We start from the raw sequence: 23,344 nt of genomic DNA, 5'->3' as shown, positions 1-23,344 counted from the left end.
AGCACATTTCTACAAAGTAGAATTGATTATATGGCATCAAAAACGCTGTATGCAGTTGCGCTGGTATTGGTGATATTGGCAGTGGTTGCTGTTTACTTCCTGTCCATGGGAGGTCTTGGTTCGGGAATGTCAAGGCTTGCAGTGCAGATGACCGACCCGCCCAACGTTCCACAGGGGACGCAGCACCTAATCGTTGCGTATTCCTCGGTGCAGGTCCATAGCACCGGAAACGCAAGCCAGTCAGGCTGGATAAACGCATCAGGCAGCGGTACAGTCGACCTGATGGCGCTGGTAAACGTCTCGAAGACGATAGCGAGCGCAGATGTGTCATCAAATTCCAGCATCAATCTCGTGAGGTTTGACATAACCTCGGCGCAGATCGTGGTGAACAATACAACTTACAACGTGACAGTACCGAATTCGCAGGTCAGCGTTGCAGTGACAGGGCAACAAAAGGTGAATTCAAGCTCATCCGCAGTTCTCGTGGATCTTTTCCCTACGGTCAATGCGCATTCAGGCGCAAATTCCACTACGTATGTGATGGCTCCTGCCGCAAGGGCGATAGTCATAAACAGCAACTCATCGGTCAACATAAACACCAACATAGGCAGCGTAGCATCGATAATGGGCAGCATAAAGGCAAGGATTGGCATAGGCCTGGGAGGCGGGGGCAACCATAACAACGGGACCACTTACGGAACTTCGGTAAACGTGCGCGCCGGGCAGCGTGTAAGCAACTTCCTGGTGCAGGGCGTCGACTATAATTCCGGAACCGTATCCGGGCTCCTGTACGTCCAGTATCCCGTGGCAAGCAACGTCGGGGTAAACACAACCATACACGTGAATTCAACAGTTGGATATGCATGCGACAACACGGAGTTCAAGTTAACTAGCATATACTCAAACAACACCGCGGTTTTCACACCCATAGCAAATACAAGCACCTACGGCGGCTGCCCGATCTGAAATGCATAGCCAATCTAGATGCAGTACATCTCCCCGGACATGTTGGATTCGAAAGTGGCGCTGCCGTTTATGACATCAGTGGATAACAGCTCTGTAGGGTATATGCCCCAGCATGGGCTGCCGAACCTCTGGTATACGTTGATATCGATTACCTTCAGGAACTGGTTTTCGTTTGATGAAGTATGGACGCATGCGCCGCAGTCGTCGTACACCAGTATCTGAGCGGAAAGCATTCCTACTTTCAGCAGCTTGAAGCCGCCAATCCGCTCTCCTACCCTGCACGTTATTATTGTCTTGCTTGCGGATTCGTTGAGCATGGAGCACGTGCCAGTGGACTGCGTTTCTGACCTTATCGCCTGCTGCTGCTCGAAAGGCACCACTAGCGCTATAAGTATAATCAATGATGCAACCGCCACCAATGCGGCAAGCAATATCAGCCTTTTTCCCATGTACTTACCATGCAATATGGGCTGAATGACTAGCCTCTTGAGAATGTTATGTTGTTTATCAGCACCGGGCTGCTCCCCGACTGCACGAAATATACCAGGTTTCCTATGGGCCCGGATACGAATGTCACGTGAGTTGTATACCTTTGCGGCTTCGTGGATATGCTCATCGTAGCGGCAGCGGTGACGCTGTTTGCGCTTGAGGGCTGGTCTATGGAAAGCGTTTGCTGGGCATTGGAGAATGCGACGAAGCTTATCGTGGTGTTGATGTAGGATATGCTGTACGGGTTTATCGCGCTCAGCGGCACGCTCGACGTGTATGGCGCATATACTGCAATGCTCGCGCCCCTGCTTGGTATCCAGAACGTCTGGTAGCTTCCATTGAGGAATATGTTTGTCGAGGACCAGTCGAGCAGTATCGGATAAGCGACATAGCTCTTGAATATCGAATTGTTTATCGCGTGGAGCGTCTCAAAGGCCATGGTTGTGTTGTCGTTGTATATCGCGTTGCCGAAAACGCTGTACATATAAGATGCGAGCGCCAGGCCCTCCTGCTGCGTGAAGGCGTTCTTGTGCAGTATGACGAAGTCCGTGTTGTAGTTGAAAAGCGAAAGCAGCGTCTGGTTGGTGTAGTTCTGGTTCACAGGCGACGGGTATGTCCCTGTGCCGTTGGTTATGAGGTAGCTAGTCTGCACAGTCAGGGGTATGTTGTAGAGCAGGAGCGAGCTCGTGAGGTTGGGCCTTCCAGAGTATCCACCGACAAGCGGCTTGTGCGATACCGATGTGTAATAGGTGTCCTCGCCAGGATAGAGGTTGGGGTTGTTTCCTGCTGGAAGCGCAGGTAAACCGAGCACCGAGAAGTTGCTAGTGAGGTTGGAAAGCTGGTAGTACAGCGGAGGCACCGTGACGTGCGTTATGTAATACGGCGATTTATATAGCGGCATCCCGTTGTTCTCCATGAACATAACGACTATCAGTATCGCGACTATCATGTATGCCGCCTTTGCTCCGGCCTTTTTGTCGGTGCCGGCAAATGCCTCAAGGACAGCCTTTGAGCCGTATGCGGCAAGTATCGCAATGAACAGCGTCGCGATGAGGTCAAACCTTCCAGGCTCCCTGACCACGTTTATTCCAGGAAGCGCATGGTACAGCTGGTACAGCCCGAACTGCGGGCCGAGCGCAAGCCATATGAATATCGCAGCGCCGAGGGCCCATGGCAGCATGTCCCTCTTGTACTTGTATATCGCAAACGCCATAAGCGCAAGTACCACGTAGCCTATGTAGCCTATCTTCTCCACGGGGTCGGGTGCATAGAGCCAATTGTTTATGGAGCTGGGCACCCCCGACGAGTAGACTATCCCGTTGTAGTAGCTTGGTATGAATAGCGCAGCCGGCTTTACGCTCCATTGCACGTTGGTTGTGAAATTGTTGAGGTAGTTTGCAACGCCTAGCCCTCCCGAATGGCTAACAGCGCCAATCAACGGTATGAAGTTCCAGGATCCTATCGCAAACGCGAGCGCAAGGAAAGCAATCATCGATGCTACGAAGCCTATGCTGAGCATGCGCTTCCTGGTATCGCTGTACGAAAGATAAATAGCGAGTATGAGCACCAGCGCGAACGTCAGCATTATCGTTTCCTCTATGTTGCCCATCAGCGTAGTGAGCGCGAAGGTTGCGGACATGCCTGCAATGTTTGTCCATTTCGCCCATTTCCTGTCATCTTTTATGGTCCTTATAAGGAAATACACGAACAGCGGTATCCATTCTATGTTCATGAAGTGTATGTGCGAATAGGACTGCGCGATGTGGAAAGCGCTGAAGGCGAACACGAATCCCGAGACTACAGCCGCATAGCGATTACTTGTTAGGTAATCGGCAAGCACGTACATCGTAAGACCGGAGAGCGCAAAGCCGAGCAGGAACATCACGTTGTACGCGAATACCGTCCCTATCGCCTGGAGCGGCGCGGATATTATGCCAAGCAGCGGCGTGAGCGTGAGGTACGCAAGGTTGGCCCCTATCGGCCAGAATATCATCTTCGTGTAGAATACGTTCGTATGCAGGTTGAATACTGCGTACTTTACCCACCATATGTCCCAAAGGTTCTGGTATGTATCCGCTCCAGTACCCGGCGCATATGTGCCCATGTGCAGGGCTATCGGATAGAACATCACCAGGGCTATGACCAGGTAGAGCGCAAACGCGAGCGCATGCCTTGCGCAGTCTTCCATGTTGAAGCGCTTCTGCTGCCTCTTTGGTGATGCGGCGTGCTCGCCAACTTTGCTTTCTTGCACTTTAGCGTCTGATTCTATTTCACCACCAAGCGAAGCTGTCCAGCTGTCTATTAGATTATGCAACATACATTTAAATTACTACGGCTCCGCATCTGAATCCTCATCATTTTCATACCTGCCGTTGAGCGTGCTCCTTATCAGATGCGCCTTTTTCCTTCCGATCTTCTCGACCTTCATGAGCTCGCTTTCATCTGCATTCGCTATGCCCCTTATGCTCCTGAAGTGCGTTAGAAGCGACCTTGCCAGCTTCGGCCCTATCCCGGGTATGTTGCCTATGACGCGCTCCTGGAACTGGCTTTCGGTGAAGGACCTTGCGCCGCCCTTCAGGGATGGATGTCGCTCGTGGTCCAGCTGCTCGTGCCTTGCCATGCTGGCCAGCATCAGCGCAGTGTCCTTGGCATCCTGCGTATGCATAACCATTATGCCGTAGTCTATGTACAGGGATGCTATGGCGCCGTTTATCACGCTGCTCTTCAGCTTGAAGTATTCGGCGTCGCCCTCAAGTACCAGCATGGGCATCTCGTAGCTTTCCTTCAGCCTCTTTATCTGCTCGAAGAGCCTGCCGTTCATTATGGAGCTCTCGAAGTCGCTTACAGTCTTGCGCTCTATGCACACCCTGTCCGAGACGACATAATCACCAACGTGCAGCGTCCTCAGCTCTATCTCTATGCCTGCGGATTCTAGGGCTTCCAGCAGGGTGCCGTTCCTCTCCCTGTTGTCCATTATTATCTTTATCACGCCATATGCCATAAGATCAGCGCACTAGAATGGGATTGTCACTTAAGGTTTTTAAAGCCCAGCAGCATGTTTTATGAATTCGACGAACATAGGCGCAGGGCGCTCGGGCCTGGACTTCAGCTCAGGGTGCGCCTGCGTCCCCATGCCGAATGAATCCTTCCATTCTATGATTTCAACAAGCCTGTCGTCAGGGGTGGTTGCGCTTATCCTGAGGCCAAGGGACTCGAGCGATTCCCTGTAGGAATTGTTGAATTCGTACCTGTGCCTGTGCCTCTCGTGTATGAGCTCCTCCCTGTATGCGTCATAGGCGTATGTTCCTTTCCTTACCTTTGCAGGCCAGGATCCCAGGCGCATCGTTCCCCCCTTCTCCGTCACGCCCTTCTGCGTCTCCATTATGTCTATTATCTTGTGCGCCGAGGACATGTCTATTTCAGACGAGTTCGCGCCGGAGAGCCCGGCCACGTTCCTTGCGAACTCTATCGCCATGAGCTGCATCCCGAAGCATATCCCCAGGTAAGGTATCCTGTTCTCCCTCGAGTATCTTATCGCGCTGAGCATGCCCTCTGTGCCCCTTGAGCCGAACCCGTAGGGCACGAGTATGCCGTTGGATTTTTCCAGCGAATTGGCTATCCTCGATTCGTCCTCCTCGAACCTCTCCGCCTCTATCCATCGTATCACCGGATGAACCCCCAGGGCTGCCGATGCATGCACTATGGCCTCGTTTATGCTAACGTACGAATCGTGCAGGTTGACGTACTTGCCCACTATGCTTATGTTGACATCCTTGTTTCCGTCCTCCATGCTTGATATGTAACTCTTCCAGGACTCCAGCTTCTTGCCGTTAGGCTCCATAGTGCCGTATCCCAGTTCCTCGAGCAGCAGCTTGGCGAATCCGTTATCCATGAAATTTATCGGCACCCTGTATATGTTGTTGGTGTCGCGGTTGTCTATTATGTGCTCAGGGGGAAGGTTGGCGAACAGCGCTATCTTGTCCCTTGTGGTGCCCTTCAATGGGTTCTCCGACCTCGTTATTATGAAGTCGGGCTGTATCCCTATCTGCATGAGCGAGCGCAAGGCAAGCTGCGTGGGCTTTGTCTTCTGCTCGCCCACTACATCCAGCTCCGGAACGTACGTGACAGCGACGAACACGACCTTCTCCTTGATTGCCAGCTCCCTTATCGCCTCTATGAAGTAGCTGTTCTCTATGTCTCCCACAGTTCCGCCAACTTCTATGAGCATGACGTCTAGCTTGTTCTCCTCCGCAGTTCTCTTGAGCTTCTTCAGTATCAGGTCGGTCATGTGCGGTATTATCTGCACGTCGCTTCCTAGGAAGTCGCCCTTCCTCTCCTTGGCTATTATCTCGCTGAAAAGCTTCCCACCGGTAAGCGAGAAGGCGCCGTTGAAGTCCCTGTTCAGGAAGCGCTCATACGTCCCGAAGTCCATGTCGACTTCGCTCTTGTCGTCAAGCACGAACACCTCACCGTGCTTCAGTGGGTTCATGGTTCCGCAGTCGTAGTTCAGGTAGCCGTCGAACTTCAGCGGCATCACGTTCAGGTCGTATGTGGAGAGCACCTTTGCTATCGAGGAAGAGGCTATGCCCTTGCCTATGCCGCTAAGCAGCGAACCCAAAACTACAAGGTATCTGGTTGGCACATACGCTTTGTATGACAGCTTTTAAAAAGTTTTGTGCGGTTTCCTTTTATTTTTTTGTGCTGGCCAAGATGCACTATTAAAAAGATTGGTTGGCAATCATATATGATGGCCTGCGGGGTTCTTGGAATAGTGCTTAAGGACGGAGAGGACGATCTCAAGGCGGTTGCAAGCACCGGCCTCGGTACGCTCAATCATCGCGGCGAGAATGCGCACGGAGTTGCTGTCCTTGACGGCAATGGGAGGATAGCGACGCAGAAAGAGCTAGGCCTCGTGAGGGATTCCAAGATATTCAGCAATGCACTGAGGGGCAACATGCTGATAGGGCACACCAGGTACATAACATCCTCGGAAAGCAGCATGAGCAACGCGCAGCCGATACAGCTCGAGACGGAATCAGGCATACAGTACGCGATAAGCCACAACGGCAACATAGCAAACGACAAGGGCATAAAGTCGATCCTCAGGATTGAAGGGAACGGGGTATCGGATACGAGAGCATTGGGAATGCTGCTCGGCAGGGGCATAGGCGATAACGATCTTTCAGGAGAAATGAGGAGCAGGCTGGGAATGACAATAGGCTCCTATTCGCTTGCAATAGTTATTGGGGGCAAGAGCCCGAAGCTCATAGCCACAAGGGACAAGTACGGGTACATGCCGCTGTTTTTCGGCCAGAACGAAAGGGGTTTCTTTGTAGCTTCGGAGCCCGTAACACTTTCGAGGAAATACCTTGACGCGCCGTACAGGCCCATCGCTCCAGGCGAGATGCTGGAAATAGACAGGACCGGAGTCAGGACCTACCAGCTGTTTGAATCGCAGCAAAAGCAGTACTGCATGTTCCAGTGGATATACATGTGCAGGCCTGATTCCACGATAGAGGGCGCCAACGTGTACAAGATGAGGGAAAGCATGGGGTTCAGGATAGCCGGGAACTACAGGCCGGACGTAGATTGCATAGTGCCTGTGCCTGATTCAGGCATATCCGTTGCGTACGGGTACAACCAGGCTACAGGTATACCAATCCGAATGGGGATAGTGAAGGACAGGTACGAATCGAAGAGGAGCTTCATGCAGGAGGACCAGAAATTGAGGGTAAACGTAGTAAACAAAAAATTGAGCGTAGTGGCAGAGGTCGTAAAAGGCAACAGGGTACTTTTGATGGATGACAGCCTTGTCAGGGGCACGACGATCGCAGGGACCATAAAGGAGCTGAGGGATGCTGGAGCGAACGAGGTGCATATAGCTGTTTCGTGCCCTCCGATAATAAGCCAGTGCCACTTCGGATTGGATTTCTACAACAAGGACCTCATAGCAAGGCAGTACATGGACAGGAAGCATGAAAAGATGAGCGAGCTTGTAGCTGCCAAAATCGGCGCGGACTCGTTTTATTACCCGACAATACCAGACCTTGTCAGTGCTATAGGGGTAAGGGAAAAGGACCTCTGCCTCTCCTGCCTCAACGGGAAATACGTGCAGGATGTGCCGCAGGAGAGCGAGGAGTCAAGGAAGGGATAGCTTCGCAGCAATATTTATTTTTATGCCCTGCCTGATTAATACATGGATGATGCAGTCAGGGCATTCATAGCCATAGATTTGCCAGACCATATCAAGGATGGCATATTGGAATTGGACCGCGAACTGGAAGAGAGGGCGCGGCCAGTGTCAAAGGAGAACATGCACATAACCCTGCTGTTTCTCGGCGAAATAAGCGAGGAAAAGATATTGCTGGTCAAAGGCGCAATGAACGCCGTTGAGGCAAAGCCCTTCAAGTCTTCAGTGAAAGGGGTTGATACTCTTCCCGGAAGAGCGCCAAGGGTGTTGTTCGCAAAAATCGGCATCGGGAAAAAAGAGATGATAGACATGTACGGGTCGCTCGCCAATGCTGTCAGGGACTCGGGCATAGTCATCGAAAGCAGGGAATACATCCCGCACCTCACCATTGCAAGGATAAAGGGTTTCGACAGGCAAGCAATCGGGGAGTTCGTTGAAAGGAACTCATCGGTTGAATTCGGGGAATTCGTCTGCGACAGGATAACGCTCAGGAAGAGCGTGCTCACGGGCAAAGGGCCGGTATACACAGATTTGCACACAAGATATCTCTGATTATTACGCCTTGGATTTCTGCATCAGCGCATTCTGGAAGTTCTCGAGCGTCAAATTGTTTGCAAGCTCGCCTGCCCTGTAGAGCCTGTCCTCCATCAGCACGTTGTACGTGGTGCCTAGCTTCAAATCTATAGCTATGTGCCTGGTATTGCTCCCGAACAAATCCACTTCAACAAGCTTTATCCTGTTTTTTACCAGCAGCTCCGCAACGTAGTCGAGAATGGTGTAGAAGTCCTCATAGCCGCTCTGCATGCCTATTATCCTTGATTCTATTTTGCTGCGTTTCCCCATGCTTTTTATGAACCGGAGCATCTCCTCCTCAAGGATCTTCGGGTCCTTGAAGGTCCTGCACACGAGCGAGCTCCTTGTGTTCACGTCGAAAAGGCTCACAATTAGGTCATACGTAAGGCCGGTTGCGGCCACGTACCTCTTTTCCGAATCGTCGGTGTAGTGCATTTCGAATGAATCGCCGACCTCCAGGTACTCCGCCTCGGAATACTCGTCCATCCTGCTCTTTGACATGTGGACGCGCTCCTTGAACCTGCGGACATATTCGCTTTTGCTCAATTCGCCTTTTACGTCATTCCCGAATATGCTTTCGAAGCTCAATCCCACACCATAAAGGTATTTAAATATGATTATACAATAATTTTAACGTTTTATATACTTAGCGATGCTATTTAGCAGTTTCTTTACTACTCTTTGAGTGAATCGATGAAAATAGAAAGCTTAGAAGACAACAACAAGGTATTCAGGTTTGCGCTGAAGGGCGCAACCAACGGGTATGCGAACGCGCTGAGGAGAGTCGCGACAAACCACGTAAAGTGCTTTGCAATAGACACCGTGACGTTCTACGAGAACTCCAGCGCGATGTTCGACGAGTATGTCGCGCACAGGATAGGCCTCATACCGATAAGCACCCCAAGCAGCGGGTACTCCGAAGACGACGCTATACTGTTCACGCTGGATGCAGAGGGGCCGAAGGTAGTGTACTCGAAGGAGCTGGAGGGAAAGGACAAGGAGGTAAAGGTAGCAAACGAAAACATACCGATAATAAAGCTGGCCAGCGAGCAGCGCCTCAGGATAGACTGCAAGGCGATACTCGGCAACGGCGCAAGGCATTCGAAGTTCCAGCCGGGGCTCATAACTTACGATCAGGAGGATGAAAGCACGTTCAACTTCTACGTTGAAACATTTGGTCAAATGCCACCCAAAGAAATCATTAATAAGGCTTTCAGCGCAATTAAAGAGGAATTGAAGGAAATAGAGAAGGAAGTTAAGAAAATTTAATGCGGGGGTGGCAGAGCATGGCCAAATGCGCAGGACTGAGGTGTGGAATTTAATGCGAATTTCGCGCAGAACTCCTGTGTCTTTAGAGACTGCACGAGTTCAAATCTCGTCCCCCGCATAAAACGGTGAAATAACATCAGAGGTAAGCTCAATGAAGGCAACAAACGCAGAGAAATCGAACGTGCGCGAATGGCTCGCAATGCTGGACGAGGCGTCGAGGGGCAAGCACTACCCCAAGCTGTGGAAGAGGGTGCACAGGCTTGCGGCATCGCCCACAAGGAAGAAAATCGAGGTGAACCTCTCCAAGATAGAGAAGAACACCAAGGAGGGCGACAACGTTGTAGTGCCCGGAAAGGTGCTGTCAACAGGCTCATTGGGGCACAAGGTGAACATAGCAGCGATGGAATTCTCGGAAAGCGCGCTAAAGAGCCTAGGCGGCTCCGGATGCAGGATCATGAGCATAAAGGAAATGCTGGGCGAGAAGAACATACGCATAATAGTGTGATTTTGCATGGAGCAGAACGAATACAAGGATTATAACGTTTATGATGCTAGGGACAAGGTGCTAGGAAGGCTTGCAAGCACAGTGGCCAAGGACCTGATGAACGGGAAGAGCGTAGTTGTCATAAACGCGGAGAAGGCATTCATAAGCGGCAACAAGCAGATGATAGCTAAAAGGTACAAGGTGCGACTGAGGCTGCAGGAGAAGGAGAACCCGGAGCACTCGCCGTACTGGCCCAGGAGGCCGGACATGCTGGTGAGGCGCATAATAAGGGGCATGCTCCCGTACCACAAGAAGCCCTCGGGGAAGAGCGCGTTCAAGAGGCTCAAGGTCTTCGTTGGCACTCCAAAAGAATTAAATGGACGAAAGCCCATAGAGATAAGGACAAAGGCGCCCAAGAGCATGTACGTAGGCTACGTCTACATAGGCGACCTCTCCAAGCTGCTCGGATACAACAAAGCGAAGTGACATTCAAATGGCTGAAACAACAACACAAACGGTAGAGGCTGAGGCAAAGCCCGAAGTGCAAGAGGAGAAGCCCCAGAAGGAAGCTCCGAAGAAAAGGGCTCCTAGAAGGAAGGCGCAGAAGAAAGCGCCGGTGAAGCAGCATATCGAGTTCGTGAAGAGCAAGAGGAAGAGCGCAGTGGCAAGGGCATCCTCCAGGGGCGGAACAGGCAAGATAAGGGTGAACGGCTTTGACATAAACGTGGTCGAGCCGATAGAGCTGCGCAGGCTGATGCTCGAGCCCCTTTACGTCTCCGGCGCAACGGAGCAGCAAGCCAGGGGCATAGACATAAGGGTAAGCGTATACGGAGGCGGCCAGAGCGCGCAGGCACAGGCGGTAAGGGGGGCAATAGCGAAGAGCATAGTTGCGGCCTCCAAGAGCGACGCGATAAGGCAGGAGTACATACGCTACGACAGGTTCATTCTGATAGACGATACCAGAAGGGTGGAGCCCAAGAAGTTCAAGGGACCGAAGGCAAGGGCAAGGTTCCAGAAATCCTATAGATGATACTATGATGATGCCTGTAAGATGTTTTAGCTGCGGTGCTGTAGTGGCTGACAAGTGGGAGGAATACGACAAGAGAGTCAACAAGGAGCACGAGCAGGCGGACAAGGTGCTTGACGAGCTAGGATTCAAGAGGTATTGCTGCAGGAGGATGTTCATAAGCAACGTGGAGCTCATAGACGAGTTCATACAATTCGGAAGGAAGTGATGCATTATTGAATTGATGGGGCCGTAGGCTAGCCTGGTAGGCTTCTGGCATGGGGTGCTTTATGACAGTTAGGCAACCACTTATGCCCCATGCGTGTATGCTGATTTTTGTAAGATATTTCGTTATAAGTGCTGCTACTATCGTATTTATTATGTATGCCGACATTAAGGCTCTGAAAATAAATGGTACCCCAATAATTCCAAAACTGTAAACCCGATTATGTAGGAAACGATAGAAATGGTAAACAGTTGAAACGTTTTCTTTTATCTGAAACAAAGAAACCCACATTTGAGAACTTCATGTATAATAACAAAGATTTGAGCTGTACAGCAGAAGCAAAGATTACAGCGATTAAAAGGCTTAGCAGGTTGTTTTGTGGTGATTTAAGATAGAGCAATATAAACCAGTAAGCTGTTGATAGCTGCGGTACGAAAACGTATGATAAGACTTTTGTAAATGTTATTTCGTTTTATCATAGCTCCTTCCGCATAGAATAGTCTACCTGGTTAAAATTGACCTTAAATCCTTGTTTCTTCCAAAACTTCTGAGCGCGTTTATTCTTTACTCTAACACCGCTTTTAACATATTCACATTTTGCTTTTTTCATCTTATTGATTACATAACGAACGAGCGCCTTCCCTATCCCTTTCCCGCGATGACCATCAATTATGAGTGTGTCTTGTATAGCACCAGCCGACATTTTACCCTGTTTCCATATCACATAGCTGATAAATCCAACAGGTTTTGAACCGTCTTCTGCAATAATGTAAGTAGTTGAGTTATCTCTGAAGGTCTTACTAAGGTACTTTTTGTATTCCCTTTCCGATGTAACTTCTACTCTTTTATCTAGATCATGCTCAAAAACATCATAGTTATGTAAAAGTTTGGCAAGGACGACAATATCCTTATTACCTGCTTTCCTCATTTTCATTAATTCACCAATTTCAAATACAAAAACTTATAAGTCAAGTACTTTTTTCTTTCAAATAATCTTCTATCCAACATACAGGTGAATATACTTCTCCTCTTTGCTCTCTTGTCAATTTTCTTTCTCTATCCTCGGATAATTCAGCAAGTTCATCTCTTATATTATTTAACTGGTCATTGCTGTTTGCTCTATCTAAATCGTTTCTAATTTTCATCAGTTTATTTCTTGATTCAGAAGGAAAATGGTGTTGAGTTATCAAATTATCAAGATGTTTATGAACCAGGGTTTTAATTTCATTTAGACTCATAGTTTCACCTTATTATAAAATCTTCTCAAAGAAAAGACTATTGCCTCGTTTTCCTACAACATGGTATCCTTTTCTTAAATAGGATGCATTGAATTTATCAAAATATTCAAACCCTACGCTATCAAATCTTATGTATGGGATACCTTTTTCTTTCACCTTCTGCTCTGCAAAAGCCATAAGTTTAGATGCTAATCCTTTACCTTGATGACCTGGCAATATTGCTAAACCTCTCAGATATATCGCTGGTGCATTCTTATCTTTAAAGAAAGCCATATCAGTTTCTCTATAAAATGATGAGGGTTTGTTGCTTAAGGAAATTGTTCCTACTGGTAAATCCTTTTCGTATATGATGTACACGTCCATTTCTTTTATTCTTTGAGACACAACCTCTCTACTATATACACCTTGCCAATGATTCATTCCCTTCTTTAATAGCCAATCGTTACAAGTTTCATATATATCTAATAAGGTGTCCAGATCGTGTAGACTAGCCCTTTTTATACTTTCTTTGGTCTTTTGCATAAAATCAATTTTTTCCTAACATTATATATATCTTGAAAAATAAACAATTAATAGATACTATGTCTACAAAGGGCAAGGAACGAAAGGAATTTGCAGGTACTACAAAGCTGCTTAGGTCTAGTGAAGATATTATCAGAACTTCTGCTTTAGGATCAGAGCTAAGCGAAGTCGAGTTAAACAAACATCTAGGAGTGGGAAATGTTACACCGAGAGGTGCACCTACAAATCTTGCATGGAAAGGGTGGAACGGCGAAGCTCATTATCACTTCGTAAAAGCAGAATATTTGACTCCATTCTTGACCAACATACAGCAAATAAATAATTGGAATTACGTTCTTTTCGGAATTCCACGTATAGCTGTTGAAAGGAATAAGGAAGAAGAAACTGTAGATCCCAAGATAAAGGAGATTGTGGATAATGTTAAAAAGTAATATACTTTCATCAATTTCGTCCCGACCTCACATTCAGAACGTTCAACTGCCTAGATAAAGGTCATCTAACCCTCGAGCAGAACGTTCAAAATAGGTCAAATAAACGCCAACAATCAGCAAATAATCAAGGATCAGGAAGCACATCCAGGGACTCTAGTTTTTCCCAGTAGGGACAAACACTTTATATCGGAAATTAGGTATAAACTATGCCACCTATAAAATAATTTTTATTTGAACTCTAATTTTTCTCGCTTATCTATATCTCCTATATAATTCGGGGCTGGTGAGATTCGAACTCACGACCACTAGCACCCCATGCTAGTACGCTACCAAGCTACGCCACAGCCCCACATCTTTATATACTTTTATAACAATAACATTTGTTAAACTAATGCTATTATGTGGCATAACATAATTGCGCAACGTATTTAGGCATGGGTGCCAGCGACCCGAGTTCAAAAACATATTGTTGGAAGTCTCGGCGGCCCCGAAGGTGTTTCAGATGACTGATGAAGAACTATTGGCAAACCAGAACGACTATCTAGAGGCAGGAGTGCACATAGCGACGAAGACCAGGAGCCCTGGCATGAAGAGGTTCATATACAAGGTGAGGGAGGACGGGCTCTACCTGCTGGACCTGAAGACGATAGACATGAGGATAAAGATGGCCTCGAAGATGATAGCCTCTTACGAGCCTAGGAAGATAGTTGTCACGGCGTCAAGGATATACGCGATAGTCGCGGCCCAGAAGTTCGCTGAGATAATAGAGGCGAAGTTCATAAAGGGTAGGGTAACCCCTGGGATATTCACCAACCCGAACAGGGAGGGCTTCATGGAGCCGATGCTGATAATCATAAGCGACTCGCGCAACGAGAAGCAGGCGATAAAGGAGGCCAGCAAGGTCAACGTGCCGATACTCGCGCTGAGCGACACCGACAACTCCACGAAGTTCATAGACCTAATCATACCTGTGAACAACAGGGGAAGGAGATCCCTGGCTTTCGTGTACTATATCCTCGCAAGGGAGGTCCTCAAGGCAAGGGGCACCATAGGCAGCAACGAGGAATTCAAGTACTCGGTATCGGACTTCGAGGCAAAGATGGACAGCACCAAGCAGCACGTTGTGCAGTCCAGCTTCTGATTGGCGCATAAATCAGGTTCTGCCCTTGTTTTGCAGAGGAAAAACCGAAACCACAGGATAAATATTTATACATTGAATAGGAGATATATTCGGTGTTTCTCATGCTGTTTCCAGGCCAGAACAAGGACATGCCAGCCAAGGAGCTGAGCGCACAGGACATATTGCGCATAATAAACTTCGACTACCAGTACTCGCAGATAGGGAGGCCGCCCTCGAAGGAGGAGATAGGCAACGCCATAGATTCGCTGAGCCCGAGGAAGATGGACGCGATGCAGAGCCAGTACGGCAACAAGCTGTATTACGAGCTAGGCAGGTACGTGACAGCTGATGCGAGCGTGATAGACAACCCTAGGATAACGGATGTGACGCGCTACGTGCAGGAAAGGATAATGGGCAGGATGGACCTGCTCTCTCTTAGCGACGGCGACATGCCGCTAGTGGTGAGCTTCGTGCTGAACGGGAAAGCCGACGTGATAGACAGGATAATAGGCAGGCAGGACATAATGCGCATGCAGACGATGTACGGCGGCGAGCAGCACAGGATAAAGAACGACATAATACTTGACAGCAGGTTCACCGTAGCGCACCTCATAGTGTCGCTTGCTGAGAAGGGCGACGAGAGGATTAACGAGCGGTCGCTTGACAGGATAATAGACACGCAAGGAGTTGCGCTGCTCAGGGACTCGAAGGGCGAGAGCGTGGCGGACATAATAGAGAGGATAGCAACGAGATGGAGGGACAGCAGCCTGCTAAGCAAGGCCAGGAAGGCGAAGACGGGCAGCGAGCAGGAAGCTGAGAGGCTCAACGAGGCTATATCGCAGATAGGGAAGCTGCACGGGGAGGAGATGGCGAAGCTCGTCAGGTCGTTTGATGACGATCCCGGCACGCAGGGCAAGCTCATAGGCAGGCTGCTGAAGGGCTGAAGGATAGCTATTTATATGTAGCTGCATTCATTCTATCGATAGGCCATGCCTGCTAAATCCAAAACCCAGGGGCAACCTTCAACAGGCATCCCCTCAGGCAAAAATGCACCGCTGCTAAGGACAACATCCAACTGGGCAAGTGATTATTCCGCGCTGCTGCTCCTGGACATGGTGGATGTGATAGAGGACGATGACCCTGAGGATACAGATATCAGGCGCAGGATGCGCATGAAACTGATGAGGCGTGCCTGATTCTGTGCAGTCAACGCATAATGCCATATTTTTGGAATGCAACTAAAGAAATCACATAAACAGAACCATTAGAAAAGGCTTAAATACGTTTTTCAGCAATTTAAGTATTAAAGGACTGTTAATTTTACTTGTATATAACAGGTGTGTGGGTTGGCTAAATACGTACTCCTTTCAGACGATACGCTGATTTACGATTATAGGAATTTCCCGCTTCTTGATTTCCTGCCATGCGCCCCGGTATACTCAATGCCTGACAGGATATACACATTCCTCAAGGGCAGGGTGTCGCCGCCGGTCGACAACGGAAGGCTGATGTACGCGCCTTACGGCCTCAGGAAGGTGGAGGCGGCACTGCTTGGCAGGAACAGCGCTGCTGACGTAGTCGTGGCGCACCCGGATTACATGGAGAACTTCATAAAGGAGGACACTGAAGTTATAGGCATAAACACTATGGACCCGTTCGGCCTCGGCCCTACGACAATGTCATTCTACGCGCTTTTCGAGTCGTACAGGAAGGGCCACGAGGTCATGGCATTTGTAAGGCAGGACTGGGAGAACCTCATATTCAAGGTCAACAGGCTCAGGGAAAACAGGAAGGCCAAGCTGCTCGTGGGGGGCCCAGGCGTATGGGAATACATGCTCATGCCGGAGGAGATAGAGAGGCACAGGATCGACTATCTCTTCCAGGGGGAAACCGACGACGTCGTTCCCGAGCTCTTCGGGCAGATAGCCAGCAACAACATAGACAGCAACATGTTCGCGCACAGCTACGTCACGTACGACGACAGCTTCAGGAGAACAGTAAAGGAGGATCCGAGGTTCCTCTCAAGGGGCAAGGGGCTCAAGACCTTCCCCTCGCTAGATACAATCCCTGACATAGTCAACCCATCTACAAAGGGGCTCACGGAATCGATGAGGGGATGCGGCATAGGCTGCGACTTCTGCGAGGTGACGCTCAGGGAATTGAGATACTATCCTATTGAGAAGATGGTCAAGGAGATAAAGGTGAACGTGGAGAAGGGGGGCAGCTCCCTCGCATGGCTGCATTCCGACGAGATATTCGCCTACAAGCACCTCCCCAGATACGTGCCCAACGAGGATGCGCTCGTGGAGGTGTTCACCGCGATAATGGCTATAAAGGGCGTGGAAAGGTCGAACCCCACGCACGGCAGGATATCCATACCTGCGGCCTATCCTGGGCTCATAGAGAAGCTTTCGAAGATAATGAGGGCAGGACCCAACAACTACATAGGCATACAGGTCGGCCTTGAGACTGGCAGCGACAAGCTGGCGCTCAAGCACATGCCTGCGAAGACGCTGCCGCTGAGCATAGGCAAGGACGGCACCTGGCAGGAAATAGTGTGGAACGGGGTGCACAACCTCAACAAATACTACTGGAGGCCGGCATTCACCGTGCAGGTGGGCCAGACCGACGAGACTGACGAGGACAACTGGGACACGGTCGCGCTTATAAACAGGCTCAGCAACTCCGTCTCTGACGGAAGGCCGTTCGAATTCACAGTAAACCCGCTGCTCAACGTGCCGCTTGGAAGGATAAAGTCAAAGAACATAGACGCAACGCTGAGCCAGTCGATGCTTGCTGTGTATGTTTCCTCGTACAGGCACCTCGCGAAGATGGCAATAAGGGACGCGTGGAAGGACTCTTCCGGCAACCCGATAGTGAGGGCAGGCACCGCAGGCATAATAGGGAGCGGAGGCTACATGATGTACAAGGCAGTAGAAAGGATAGCGGCGAAGAACGGCGTGGATGTCGAGAAGGCAAGGACCTACGGCATAGGCAACAAGAAGGACATAACCGCATGGAACATTGCGGTCAAGGCCTGACGGCATATCCTTGTTTCAGCTGACGCATGCGACGGGGCATGGGCCTGTTCCTGTAAGGCGCGACAAGAATTAGCGCACTAGAATTAATAATTTTGAGTTGCATAATGCTACAGATGATAAAATGAGGACAAGGCAGAAAATAATGAACAGCAAGAGGAAGCTTCTGTCGCTTATGAACATGGTAGTGAGGAGGTACAAGCTCAGGAGCAACTTCATAGTGAGCAGCTATCTCGGGCATCTGGAGAAGAGCATACTCGCAATACCTGAAAAGGACGCGGCGGAGATAGTAATGGAGATAAGGAAGATAGTTGACAGGAACTAGATGCAGATAATCAGCACCAGGTCTGACCCGATGCCAGGCTAGGGCCTATTCCTCTGACTTTTTGCCCTTCCTCCCGGGAGCCTTGGGCGGCTTCAGGTCAGGATATATCTTGGACATCAGCCTCTGGTTTATGCTGGTGTCGAAGCCCATGTCCGTTATGAGCCTGCCAAGCAGGTATGTCTCCGCAATTGGCGCAAGCTCCTTCGAGCAGGATTCTGCAAGCACCTTTTTTGTCTCGGGGTTGTCCAGCGCCGCTATGGCGCTTGAGAGGGAGCTGTAGCTCCTCCTTGAGTTTGCGGACAGCTTGCTTGCATACTGGTCTAGCATCGAGGTGTTTACCTTCAGCAGCGGATAGCTCTTGCTGTCTATCGTGGAGCGTATCGCAGCAAGGTGGTGCACCACCTCCTCGGGTTTTGTGTTCTCCCTTATGCCGAGCCGCTTTATCGATATCCAGTCCCTGTACTTTGCCATGAAGTCTATATACTCCTCTGCCTCGTCCAATTCATGACACCTTGACTATGTAGTAGCCTGCGGCCTTTTCCCTTGCGACGCGCTTTATAACGCCCTTCTGCGCAAGCGCCACGAGCGCGTTCGTCACAAGCCCCTTCGGCCTGCTGGATTTCTTGGTTATGTCGTCAGCGGTCTTTATAACGCTGTCCTTAGTGGCTCCAAGCTCCTTCATTGCAGATAGCACTGCCTGCTCTATTGGTGTAAGACCTTCCATTGTGTTCACCTATAAGCGTCAACCGCTTGCCTTCTTCGCCTTTATGGTCTTCTTCTTCGGCCTGAGGTACTTGCTTCCGCACTTCCTGCATTTTTCGGCGCCGGCGCGGTTCCTGGCCTTGCACCGCTTGCATATCCATATTTTAGTTATTTCCGCGTCAGCTATTGGAAACTTTCCCATACTAGCACCTAAGATTTAGCTCTTGGCAAAATTAATCATCTGTGAAACTTCAACCTGCTTCTTTCCGCAAAAGAAAAGAAGAACTAGCAACAGCTAGTTATCTCCTTGACATCAGGTCGGACATCTCGGCGCTTGAGCTCTCGTTCTGCTGCGCAGAGCCGCTGTTCGGCGCCGTAACAAGCACCACGTCCCCTATGTTCCTGACATTCTTGAAAAGCACGCTCTTGTTCTGCAGTGACTTCCTCATCTCAGCCTTGTCTATGTTCCTCCACTGCTCCATTAGCAATCTGCTTACCTCTCCCCTTTCCAGGTCCACTATCGCATCCTGTACCTCGCCGAGGTACTGGCCGTTGTCCGCATATACATCCATGCTGTATATTTCACTGATCCTCATTTGAGCACCTACTTCTGGTTATATATCCTTGACAAACTTTAAATATCTTGCGTATATTGGCATTTATGGAATACAGTCAGGTATCGGCGCTTTTTATGGAAGCGTTGGCACAAGAATGTCACTTGCGCCGCCTTGAATACGCATATATCAGCACGAGCAGTATTATTACAACGGCTATCGCAGCATAGGCAATGTCGTGGCCGCTCCCGCGCTGCGGTGCCTGCCGTATCGTAGTGGTGCTGGGCAGCGAGGATGCGGTTGTAGCCGCAATTGTTGTGGTATTCGCATGCTGCGACGAATAGAGGGCAACAACAGGATCGGCCGGCAGTGAGAAGGACATGCTGCACGCGCTTGAATCGACAGTAAATGAGTTTATCGGCTCCCAGATGCTGTTTGAGACGATGTAGGGGGCTATGTAGCTTGAGCCTATGCTGCAGTTGTACTTAACAGTAAGGTTTAGCGTCACGTTCTCCGGAGGCGCTACGCTTATGTTGAGGGCGAGCAGGCGCTCCTTCCCTGCAAGCACTGGAAGCGATGATGAGTTGGTCACGTTCGTTATCATTATGTTGGCGCTGAAGTTTGAAGATGAGCCTGAGCGCACCTGCAGGAGCAGGCCTGATGAGGTGAAGTTTATGTATAGAGGCGAATGCTCCGAGAGGTTTGCGCTTCCGTTGAACATTATCGATCCGTTGAGGCTTACCAGCCTTGACGATCCCGATGTCGCTGGGGACGAATTGGTAGAATTGGAATAGAACAATATCCCTACTGCGTGCTGTATGGGTACATAGAGCACGCTGAACAGCCTTGCATAGTATTTGGCCGCAGAGCCGCCAAGGCTTACGGTATCGTTGAGCTGCAGCAGATAGGTGTTGCCGTTTACGGTTATGCCTGTTGAATTCGGGTTTATGTAGTTGTCCGTTACGTTGAATATGACGCCGTTGAGTGTAAAGTTGAAGGAGTCAAGCTTTGCGATGTTGGTCACATTGTATCCGCTGCCGGTCTTTGTTACCACGGGCTTAGATGTGCTGCCGCCTCCGCCGGGGCCGCCCCCTCCGCCTCCGGAAACCGCTCCGCCGGTAGTGGATGATCCACTATACGGTATCGTAGTGGTTACAGTGGTGTTTGATTTTATAGAGAACTGCTCCCCCGGGTCGCTGTTGTTGACTGTGCTGTTCGCGCTCCACAGCCCGTATATGGTGCTGTTGGCCAGGCCCGACGCCATGAGCAGCGGCGGCTGGCTTGAGCCCCCGAAGGACGGGAACTGCAGGTATGCGTCATGGTTGAGTATGTAGAGCAGCATCGAGTTGTTCCTTCCGCCGCCTACGGTTGTGTTGGTGCCCAATGTCGGCGTAAGCAGTATTGTATTGGATGATGTGACGTTCACGAGAAGGGTTATCTGGTTTGTCGGAAGCGTAAGCATGAAGGTGTTGCCCTGAATGCTGGATACGCTGGGCGGGAACATGCTCCAGTAGCCTGTGAACGGCGGCTGGCCTCCCTTCATCGTTATAGTTATGAATGTCGTACCGCCGACCTTGATTGAGCTGTTGGTTATGCTTTCCTGCGCCGGCTGCAGTTGCGGGAATATGACCCCTCCAGCATATACCGTCTTTGTGCGCGGCACGCTGTCCGATATCTGCATCTTTATGAGGTTGGGTCCCACTTTGAGTATGTTGGAGTTGAATACGTACGAGTTAGATGTGCTGAACGGGATTGAATTATACGCCACGACGTTAGTCGCCATGTAATAGGATATGAGCATGGGGTTTATCGGGCCTATCCCGCTGCCGCGGAGGGTCACGTTGCTTGACATCTCCCTTATTCCTGTACCGGATGAGTTCACATATACAAGGTTGAATACAGGGTTGGACCTGGACATCGACTTCACGAAGCTGTATACCGGCATCGCCCCGAACATAGTCTGGTTCGTGAGGTTAACCAGCATGTACGTGTTTGGCACGTTGGTAGGCACGCTTGTTATCTCCGGTACGTTGTATGTGAAATACGGCACGGAGTTAGTAGGGATGTTGCCTGAAAGAGAGGAGTTTGAGGTGAGCACGAAATTGACGGGTATGTCGTTCTCGCCTAGGTAGTAAACTACATTGCCAGTACCGGGAATGTCGCCGAAGAAGGGCTGCGTAGTATTGTATATCAGAGTGGGCCCGTTGTATGAGTACGTGGCAAGCAGCAGGTCGTTTGCGGTGTTGGAAGGTGCAGGCTGGTTCACCGAATCGTATATCTGCACCTCCACGCCGGGCGCTGGCGGCAGCGGTCCGAATACGGATATGCTGGTGACATTGTAGAGCAATGGGTTGAAGCCTCCGCCGCCCTGCATCTGCAAACGTATAGTATTGTGGGCACTTGGCAGGGAGTTTGCAGTGAAGAACACATGCACAAGATATGCTGAGCCGCCGCTGGAGGACCATCCGGTAACGGATATGCCCATGGGAGGTGTGTTTGCGCTTACGTACTTGCCGCTTATGCCAAGGTTGGTGAGCGTGACGTTAAGGCCTACGACGCCGTTTGCTATCGCGTTCACGATTACGGGGCTGTTGGAGTTCAGCACGGTGTTCACGTTAAGGGTGTTGGTCTGCACTAGCGAATATGTGTCAAGGTCATAGATGAGCTGGGATGACGGGTTCTGGACAGGGGCAATCGCACCGCCAGGAAGCCTTATGGTGAATGTGTTCGCAAGCATGCTCGTTACGGTAAACAGGTTCGGGAGAAATGCAGGAAGCCTCGACTCGTTCCCTCCCACTATGGCAAGCGCGTTTGCAGTTTGCACGGCGTTGAATGCCACGCCGTTCCATATGTACGGCGTTATTGTCATAGTGTTGCCGGGATTCTGGTAGTAGAGCATCGGCGTGGGCAGCGTGTTGGGCGGCGGCGGAGTGGGCATGCGGAACGGAGCTACAAGGGAGAACTGCAGCTGGTCGAAGCCGCCTACAACATTTCCGAGGAACCAGCCATACGTATAAGGCTGCAGTCCCCCAGAGGTTGAATGCGTGACCGTGAAGCTGCTGCCTGCCTGCAGTATAGGCGTCTGCGGGTTGATTGATATCGCGTCGCTTATCGTGCCTTTTGGTATGAAGATCGTATTGACTATGCTGTTGGACATGACGTTTACCACGCTGACACTGCCGTCGCCGAAGTTTGTAGCGAAGCCGAACAGGTTGTCCGGAGTGAATGCCAAACTTCCTGGAACTGTATCGCCGCTGCTCTGCGTGCCTACGCCAATCGTATTTATGACGCTGTTGGTCGCAGCGTTTATGACCTCAACGTTTCCGGCTCCGGAAGTCAATGTGCTTGCCAACTCGTAAGCCAATGTGCCGCTCGGGTTGAATGCTATTGCCTGCGGCCAGGGACCCGTGTTAGTATTGGTATAAAGATGGTTTGCAGGTATGTTTATCACGTCAAATCCGTCATTGTACGCAACGGCGATGTATGCAATTGTTCCGGCTGGATTGATTGATACGCCATAGGGGTTGTCGTTTGAATGCAATGCTATCGTGTTGGTCACGGTGTTTGATGCAACGTCTATTAGCATCGCGTTTGCGGATCCGCTTCCGTTGCCGCAGCTCGCAACTGTGAGCGCCTCGGCCCCTGAGGGAAGGAAGGCTATCCCGCCTATTGTCATGCCGGAGCACGCATATCCCAATGATATGGAGTTTACAATGCTGTTTGATGCTAGGTTAACCACGCTGACTACATCGTTGCCAGTTTCAGTCACGTATGCAAGGGTTCCGTCGGGACTTATTGCTATCGCCCTGGGTTTGTAGGCGTTGTTTATCGTATTGACAACGGTGTTGGTCGCAAGCGAGACTACGGATATGGTGTTTGTGCCGCCGTTTGCAACGTATGCAAGTGTGTTTGAGGGGTTTATCGCTATCGATGATGGGGAAGGACCGACGATTATTATGTTGGTCACCGTATTGGTAACCCAGTTGACCACGCTTACGCTGCCTGATGAGCCATCCGCCACGTACAGGGTATTTGTTGCCGGATTGTATGCCAAGGCAGTAGGATTAGAATGCGCCTGGACAGGAATCGCGGAAGAAAGGACAAATACGGCCATTGTCAGGATTGCTAGCGCGATTCGGTTGGCTTTCATCATACCCCGGGTTTGCAATTATTGGTACTGCAGTAGTTGCAATATAATACTAGAAACCTGT

General features: G+C 50.1%; 27 protein-coding genes and 2 tRNA genes. 15 read left to right on the top strand and 14 right to left on the bottom strand.

Going from position 1 to position 23,344, the window contains the following annotated elements; all coding sequences use genetic code 11:
- The first annotated feature begins 30 nt into the window (after positions 1 to 30).
- Entirely contained in the window at positions 31 to 966 is a 936-nt protein-coding gene (locus tag KGI06_04205) for a DUF4382 domain-containing protein (GenBank protein ID MDE1871412.1), read from the top strand.
- A 14-nt stretch (positions 967 to 980) separates the two neighbouring features.
- On the opposite strand, the gene KGI06_04200 is transcribed toward KGI06_04205, so the two are convergent.
- From KGI06_04200 to KGI06_04185, 4 genes are all read right to left on the bottom strand, one after another.
- Entirely contained in the window at positions 981 to 1,415 is a 435-nt protein-coding gene (locus KGI06_04200) for a hypothetical protein (protein ID MDE1871411.1), read from the bottom strand.
- Positions 1,416 to 1,444: 29 nt separating this feature from the next.
- On the bottom strand, positions 1,445 to 3,706 hold the full coding sequence (locus KGI06_04195) for a hypothetical protein (protein MDE1871410.1): 2,262 nt from the start codon (positions 3,704 to 3,706) through the stop codon (positions 1,445 to 1,447).
- Positions 3,707 to 3,784: 78 nt separating this feature from the next.
- Positions 3,785 to 4,456, bottom strand: a complete 672-nt coding sequence (locus KGI06_04190; protein MDE1871409.1) for a hypothetical protein — start codon at positions 4,454 to 4,456, stop codon at positions 3,785 to 3,787.
- Positions 4,457 to 4,495: 39 nt separating this feature from the next.
- On the bottom strand, positions 4,496 to 6,097 hold the full coding sequence (locus KGI06_04185) for a CTP synthase (GenBank protein MDE1871408.1): 1,602 nt from the start codon (positions 6,095 to 6,097) through the stop codon (positions 4,496 to 4,498).
- A gap of 102 nt (positions 6,098 to 6,199) precedes the next feature.
- Between KGI06_04185 and KGI06_04180 the strand changes: the two genes are divergently transcribed.
- Together KGI06_04180 and thpR are read left to right on the top strand one after the other, a co-directional pair.
- Complete coding sequence (locus KGI06_04180; protein ID MDE1871407.1) at positions 6,200 to 7,609, top strand: amidophosphoribosyltransferase; 1,410 nt, start codon at positions 6,200 to 6,202, stop codon at positions 7,607 to 7,609.
- A 42-nt stretch (positions 7,610 to 7,651) separates the two neighbouring features.
- Positions 7,652 to 8,197 carry an RNA 2',3'-cyclic phosphodiesterase gene (gene thpR, locus KGI06_04175; GenBank protein ID MDE1871406.1) on the top strand — a complete coding sequence of 182 codons (546 nt, stop codon included), beginning with the start codon at positions 7,652 to 7,654 and terminating at the stop codon, positions 8,195 to 8,197.
- A 3-nt stretch (positions 8,198 to 8,200) separates the two neighbouring features.
- Here the strand turns inward: thpR and KGI06_04170 are convergent, their stop codons facing one another.
- Complete coding sequence (locus KGI06_04170; protein ID MDE1871405.1) at positions 8,201 to 8,806, bottom strand: hypothetical protein; 606 nt, start codon at positions 8,804 to 8,806, stop codon at positions 8,201 to 8,203.
- Positions 8,807 to 8,911: 105 nt separating this feature from the next.
- Here KGI06_04170 and KGI06_04165 point away from each other — a divergent pair, with 105 nt between their 5' ends.
- From KGI06_04165 to KGI06_04140, 6 genes are all read left to right on the top strand, one after another.
- Positions 8,912 to 9,487 carry a DNA-directed RNA polymerase subunit D gene (locus tag KGI06_04165; protein MDE1871404.1) on the top strand — a complete coding sequence of 192 codons (576 nt, stop codon included), beginning with the start codon at positions 8,912 to 8,914 and terminating at the stop codon, positions 9,485 to 9,487.
- A 1-nt stretch (position 9,488) separates the two neighbouring features.
- Positions 9,489 to 9,605: transfer RNA gene (locus KGI06_04160), tRNA-Leu, on the top strand.
- Positions 9,606 to 9,638: 33 nt separating this feature from the next.
- Positions 9,639 to 9,992, top strand: a complete 354-nt coding sequence (locus KGI06_04155) for a 50S ribosomal protein L18e (GenBank protein MDE1871403.1) — start codon at positions 9,639 to 9,641, stop codon at positions 9,990 to 9,992.
- 6 nt (positions 9,993 to 9,998) lie between these two features.
- Positions 9,999 to 10,457, top strand: coding sequence for a 50S ribosomal protein L13 (locus tag KGI06_04150; protein ID MDE1871402.1), 459 nt, complete (start codon positions 9,999 to 10,001; stop codon positions 10,455 to 10,457).
- 7 nt (positions 10,458 to 10,464) lie between these two features.
- Entirely contained in the window at positions 10,465 to 11,001 is a 537-nt protein-coding gene (gene rpsI, locus KGI06_04145) for a 30S ribosomal protein S9 (GenBank protein ID MDE1871401.1), read from the top strand.
- Positions 11,002 to 11,005: 4 nt separating this feature from the next.
- A complete protein-coding gene (locus KGI06_04140) occupies positions 11,006 to 11,206 on the top strand; it encodes a DNA-directed RNA polymerase subunit N (protein MDE1871400.1) in 201 nt (66 codons plus the stop codon).
- A 472-nt stretch (positions 11,207 to 11,678) separates the two neighbouring features.
- On the opposite strand, the gene KGI06_04135 is transcribed toward KGI06_04140, so the two are convergent.
- From KGI06_04135 to KGI06_04125, 3 genes are read right to left on the bottom strand one after another with little or no spacing between them, the layout of a single operon-like run.
- Positions 11,679 to 12,137, bottom strand: a complete 459-nt coding sequence (locus KGI06_04135) for a GNAT family N-acetyltransferase (protein MDE1871399.1) — start codon at positions 12,135 to 12,137, stop codon at positions 11,679 to 11,681.
- A gap of 34 nt (positions 12,138 to 12,171) precedes the next feature.
- On the bottom strand, positions 12,172 to 12,441 hold the full coding sequence (locus KGI06_04130) for a hypothetical protein (protein ID MDE1871398.1): 270 nt from the start codon (positions 12,439 to 12,441) through the stop codon (positions 12,172 to 12,174).
- A 12-nt stretch (positions 12,442 to 12,453) separates the two neighbouring features.
- Complete coding sequence (locus tag KGI06_04125; protein ID MDE1871397.1) at positions 12,454 to 12,963, bottom strand: GNAT family N-acetyltransferase; 510 nt, start codon at positions 12,961 to 12,963, stop codon at positions 12,454 to 12,456.
- A gap of 59 nt (positions 12,964 to 13,022) precedes the next feature.
- On the opposite strand from KGI06_04125, the gene KGI06_04120 reads away from it, so the two are divergent.
- Positions 13,023 to 13,394: a hypothetical protein gene (locus KGI06_04120; GenBank protein MDE1871396.1), complete on the top strand. Its 372-nt coding sequence runs from the start codon at positions 13,023 to 13,025 to the stop codon at positions 13,392 to 13,394.
- 275 nt (positions 13,395 to 13,669) lie between these two features.
- On the opposite strand, the gene KGI06_04115 is transcribed toward KGI06_04120, so the two are convergent.
- Positions 13,670 to 13,743, bottom strand: a tRNA-Pro gene (locus KGI06_04115).
- 153 nt (positions 13,744 to 13,896) lie between these two features.
- Between KGI06_04115 and rpsB the strand changes: the two genes are divergently transcribed.
- The 5 genes from rpsB to KGI06_04090 all read left to right on the top strand — a co-directional run bounded on the left by rpsB (position 13,897) and on the right by KGI06_04090 (position 17,877).
- Positions 13,897 to 14,535 (top strand): 30S ribosomal protein S2, encoded by a 639-nt coding sequence (gene rpsB / locus KGI06_04110; protein ID MDE1871395.1) that lies wholly within the window; start codon positions 13,897 to 13,899, stop codon positions 14,533 to 14,535.
- A gap of 101 nt (positions 14,536 to 14,636) precedes the next feature.
- The gene (locus tag KGI06_04105; GenBank protein ID MDE1871394.1) at positions 14,637 to 15,458 is read left to right on the top strand and encodes a hypothetical protein; all 822 of its coding nucleotides are present in this window, start codon (positions 14,637 to 14,639) and stop codon (positions 15,456 to 15,458) included.
- A 45-nt stretch (positions 15,459 to 15,503) separates the two neighbouring features.
- The gene (locus tag KGI06_04100) at positions 15,504 to 15,710 is read left to right on the top strand and encodes a hypothetical protein (protein ID MDE1871393.1); all 207 of its coding nucleotides are present in this window, start codon (positions 15,504 to 15,506) and stop codon (positions 15,708 to 15,710) included.
- Between the two features lie 150 nt (positions 15,711 to 15,860).
- Entirely contained in the window at positions 15,861 to 17,555 is a 1,695-nt protein-coding gene (locus tag KGI06_04095; protein MDE1871392.1) for a B12-binding domain-containing radical SAM protein, read from the top strand.
- Between the two features lie 121 nt (positions 17,556 to 17,676).
- Positions 17,677 to 17,877, top strand: coding sequence for a hypothetical protein (locus KGI06_04090; protein MDE1871391.1), 201 nt, complete (start codon positions 17,677 to 17,679; stop codon positions 17,875 to 17,877).
- A gap of 45 nt (positions 17,878 to 17,922) precedes the next feature.
- Here KGI06_04090 and KGI06_04085 read toward each other — a convergent pair whose 3' ends face one another.
- The 5 genes from KGI06_04085 to KGI06_04065 form a co-directional block, all read right to left on the bottom strand.
- Positions 17,923 to 18,378 carry a DUF2666 family protein gene (locus KGI06_04085; GenBank protein MDE1871390.1) on the bottom strand — a complete coding sequence of 152 codons (456 nt, stop codon included), beginning with the start codon at positions 18,376 to 18,378 and terminating at the stop codon, positions 17,923 to 17,925.
- A gap of 1 nt (position 18,379) precedes the next feature.
- A complete protein-coding gene (locus KGI06_04080) occupies positions 18,380 to 18,601 on the bottom strand; it encodes a transcriptional regulator (GenBank protein ID MDE1871389.1) in 222 nt (73 codons plus the stop codon).
- Positions 18,602 to 18,619: 18 nt separating this feature from the next.
- Complete coding sequence (locus tag KGI06_04075; GenBank protein ID MDE1871388.1) at positions 18,620 to 18,781, bottom strand: 50S ribosomal protein L40e; 162 nt, start codon at positions 18,779 to 18,781, stop codon at positions 18,620 to 18,622.
- A 97-nt stretch (positions 18,782 to 18,878) separates the two neighbouring features.
- Positions 18,879 to 19,175, bottom strand: a complete 297-nt coding sequence (locus KGI06_04070) for a PRC-barrel domain-containing protein (protein ID MDE1871387.1) — start codon at positions 19,173 to 19,175, stop codon at positions 18,879 to 18,881.
- A gap of 118 nt (positions 19,176 to 19,293) precedes the next feature.
- Positions 19,294 to 23,283: a YncE family protein gene (locus KGI06_04065; GenBank protein MDE1871386.1), complete on the bottom strand. Its 3,990-nt coding sequence runs from the start codon at positions 23,281 to 23,283 to the stop codon at positions 19,294 to 19,296.
- Between the last annotated feature and the right edge of the window lie 61 nt (positions 23,284 to 23,344).

This window comes from Candidatus Micrarchaeota archaeon (assembly GCA_028866575.1).
GTDB lineage: Archaea > Micrarchaeota > Micrarchaeia > Micrarchaeales > Micrarchaeaceae > UBA12276.
The sequence above is the reverse complement of the archived record's forward strand: the minus strand, read 5'-3'. Positions and strand labels throughout refer to the sequence as shown.

Coding starts and splice junctions, on each gene's coding strand:
- KGI06_04130 (MDE1871398.1), bottom strand. CDS start 12,441: ATGAGTCTAAATGAAATTAAAACCCTGGTTCATAAACATCTTGATAAT.
- KGI06_04065 (MDE1871386.1), bottom strand. CDS start 23,283: ATGAAAGCCAACCGAATCGCGCTAGCAATCCTGACAATGGCCGTATTT.
- KGI06_04120 (MDE1871396.1), top strand. CDS start 13,023: ATGTCTACAAAGGGCAAGGAACGAAAGGAATTTGCAGGTACTACAAAG.
- rpsI (MDE1871401.1), top strand. CDS start 10,465: ATGGCTGAAACAACAACACAAACGGTAGAGGCTGAGGCAAAGCCCGAA.
- KGI06_04075 (MDE1871388.1), bottom strand. CDS start 18,781: ATGGGAAAGTTTCCAATAGCTGACGCGGAAATAACTAAAATATGGATA.
- KGI06_04135 (MDE1871399.1), bottom strand. CDS start 12,137: ATGAAAATGAGGAAAGCAGGTAATAAGGATATTGTCGTCCTTGCCAAA.
- KGI06_04090 (MDE1871391.1), top strand. CDS start 17,677: ATGAGGACAAGGCAGAAAATAATGAACAGCAAGAGGAAGCTTCTGTCG.
- KGI06_04080 (MDE1871389.1), bottom strand. CDS start 18,601: ATGGAAGGTCTTACACCAATAGAGCAGGCAGTGCTATCTGCAATGAAG.
- KGI06_04100 (MDE1871393.1), top strand. CDS start 15,504: ATGCCTGCTAAATCCAAAACCCAGGGGCAACCTTCAACAGGCATCCCC.
- KGI06_04155 (MDE1871403.1), top strand. CDS start 9,639: ATGAAGGCAACAAACGCAGAGAAATCGAACGTGCGCGAATGGCTCGCA.
- KGI06_04140 (MDE1871400.1), top strand. CDS start 11,006: ATGATGATGCCTGTAAGATGTTTTAGCTGCGGTGCTGTAGTGGCTGAC.
- thpR (MDE1871406.1), top strand. CDS start 7,652: ATGGATGATGCAGTCAGGGCATTCATAGCCATAGATTTGCCAGACCAT.
- KGI06_04165 (MDE1871404.1), top strand. CDS start 8,912: ATGAAAATAGAAAGCTTAGAAGACAACAACAAGGTATTCAGGTTTGCG.
- KGI06_04180 (MDE1871407.1), top strand. CDS start 6,200: ATGATGGCCTGCGGGGTTCTTGGAATAGTGCTTAAGGACGGAGAGGAC.
- KGI06_04205 (MDE1871412.1), top strand. CDS start 31: ATGGCATCAAAAACGCTGTATGCAGTTGCGCTGGTATTGGTGATATTG.
- rpsB (MDE1871395.1), top strand. CDS start 13,897: ATGACTGATGAAGAACTATTGGCAAACCAGAACGACTATCTAGAGGCA.
- KGI06_04190 (MDE1871409.1), bottom strand. CDS start 4,456: ATGGCATATGGCGTGATAAAGATAATAATGGACAACAGGGAGAGGAAC.
- KGI06_04150 (MDE1871402.1), top strand. CDS start 9,999: ATGGAGCAGAACGAATACAAGGATTATAACGTTTATGATGCTAGGGAC.
- KGI06_04200 (MDE1871411.1), bottom strand. CDS start 1,415: ATGGGAAAAAGGCTGATATTGCTTGCCGCATTGGTGGCGGTTGCATCA.
- KGI06_04125 (MDE1871397.1), bottom strand. CDS start 12,963: ATGCAAAAGACCAAAGAAAGTATAAAAAGGGCTAGTCTACACGATCTG.
- KGI06_04070 (MDE1871387.1), bottom strand. CDS start 19,175: ATGAGGATCAGTGAAATATACAGCATGGATGTATATGCGGACAACGGC.
- KGI06_04105 (MDE1871394.1), top strand. CDS start 14,637: ATGCTGTTTCCAGGCCAGAACAAGGACATGCCAGCCAAGGAGCTGAGC.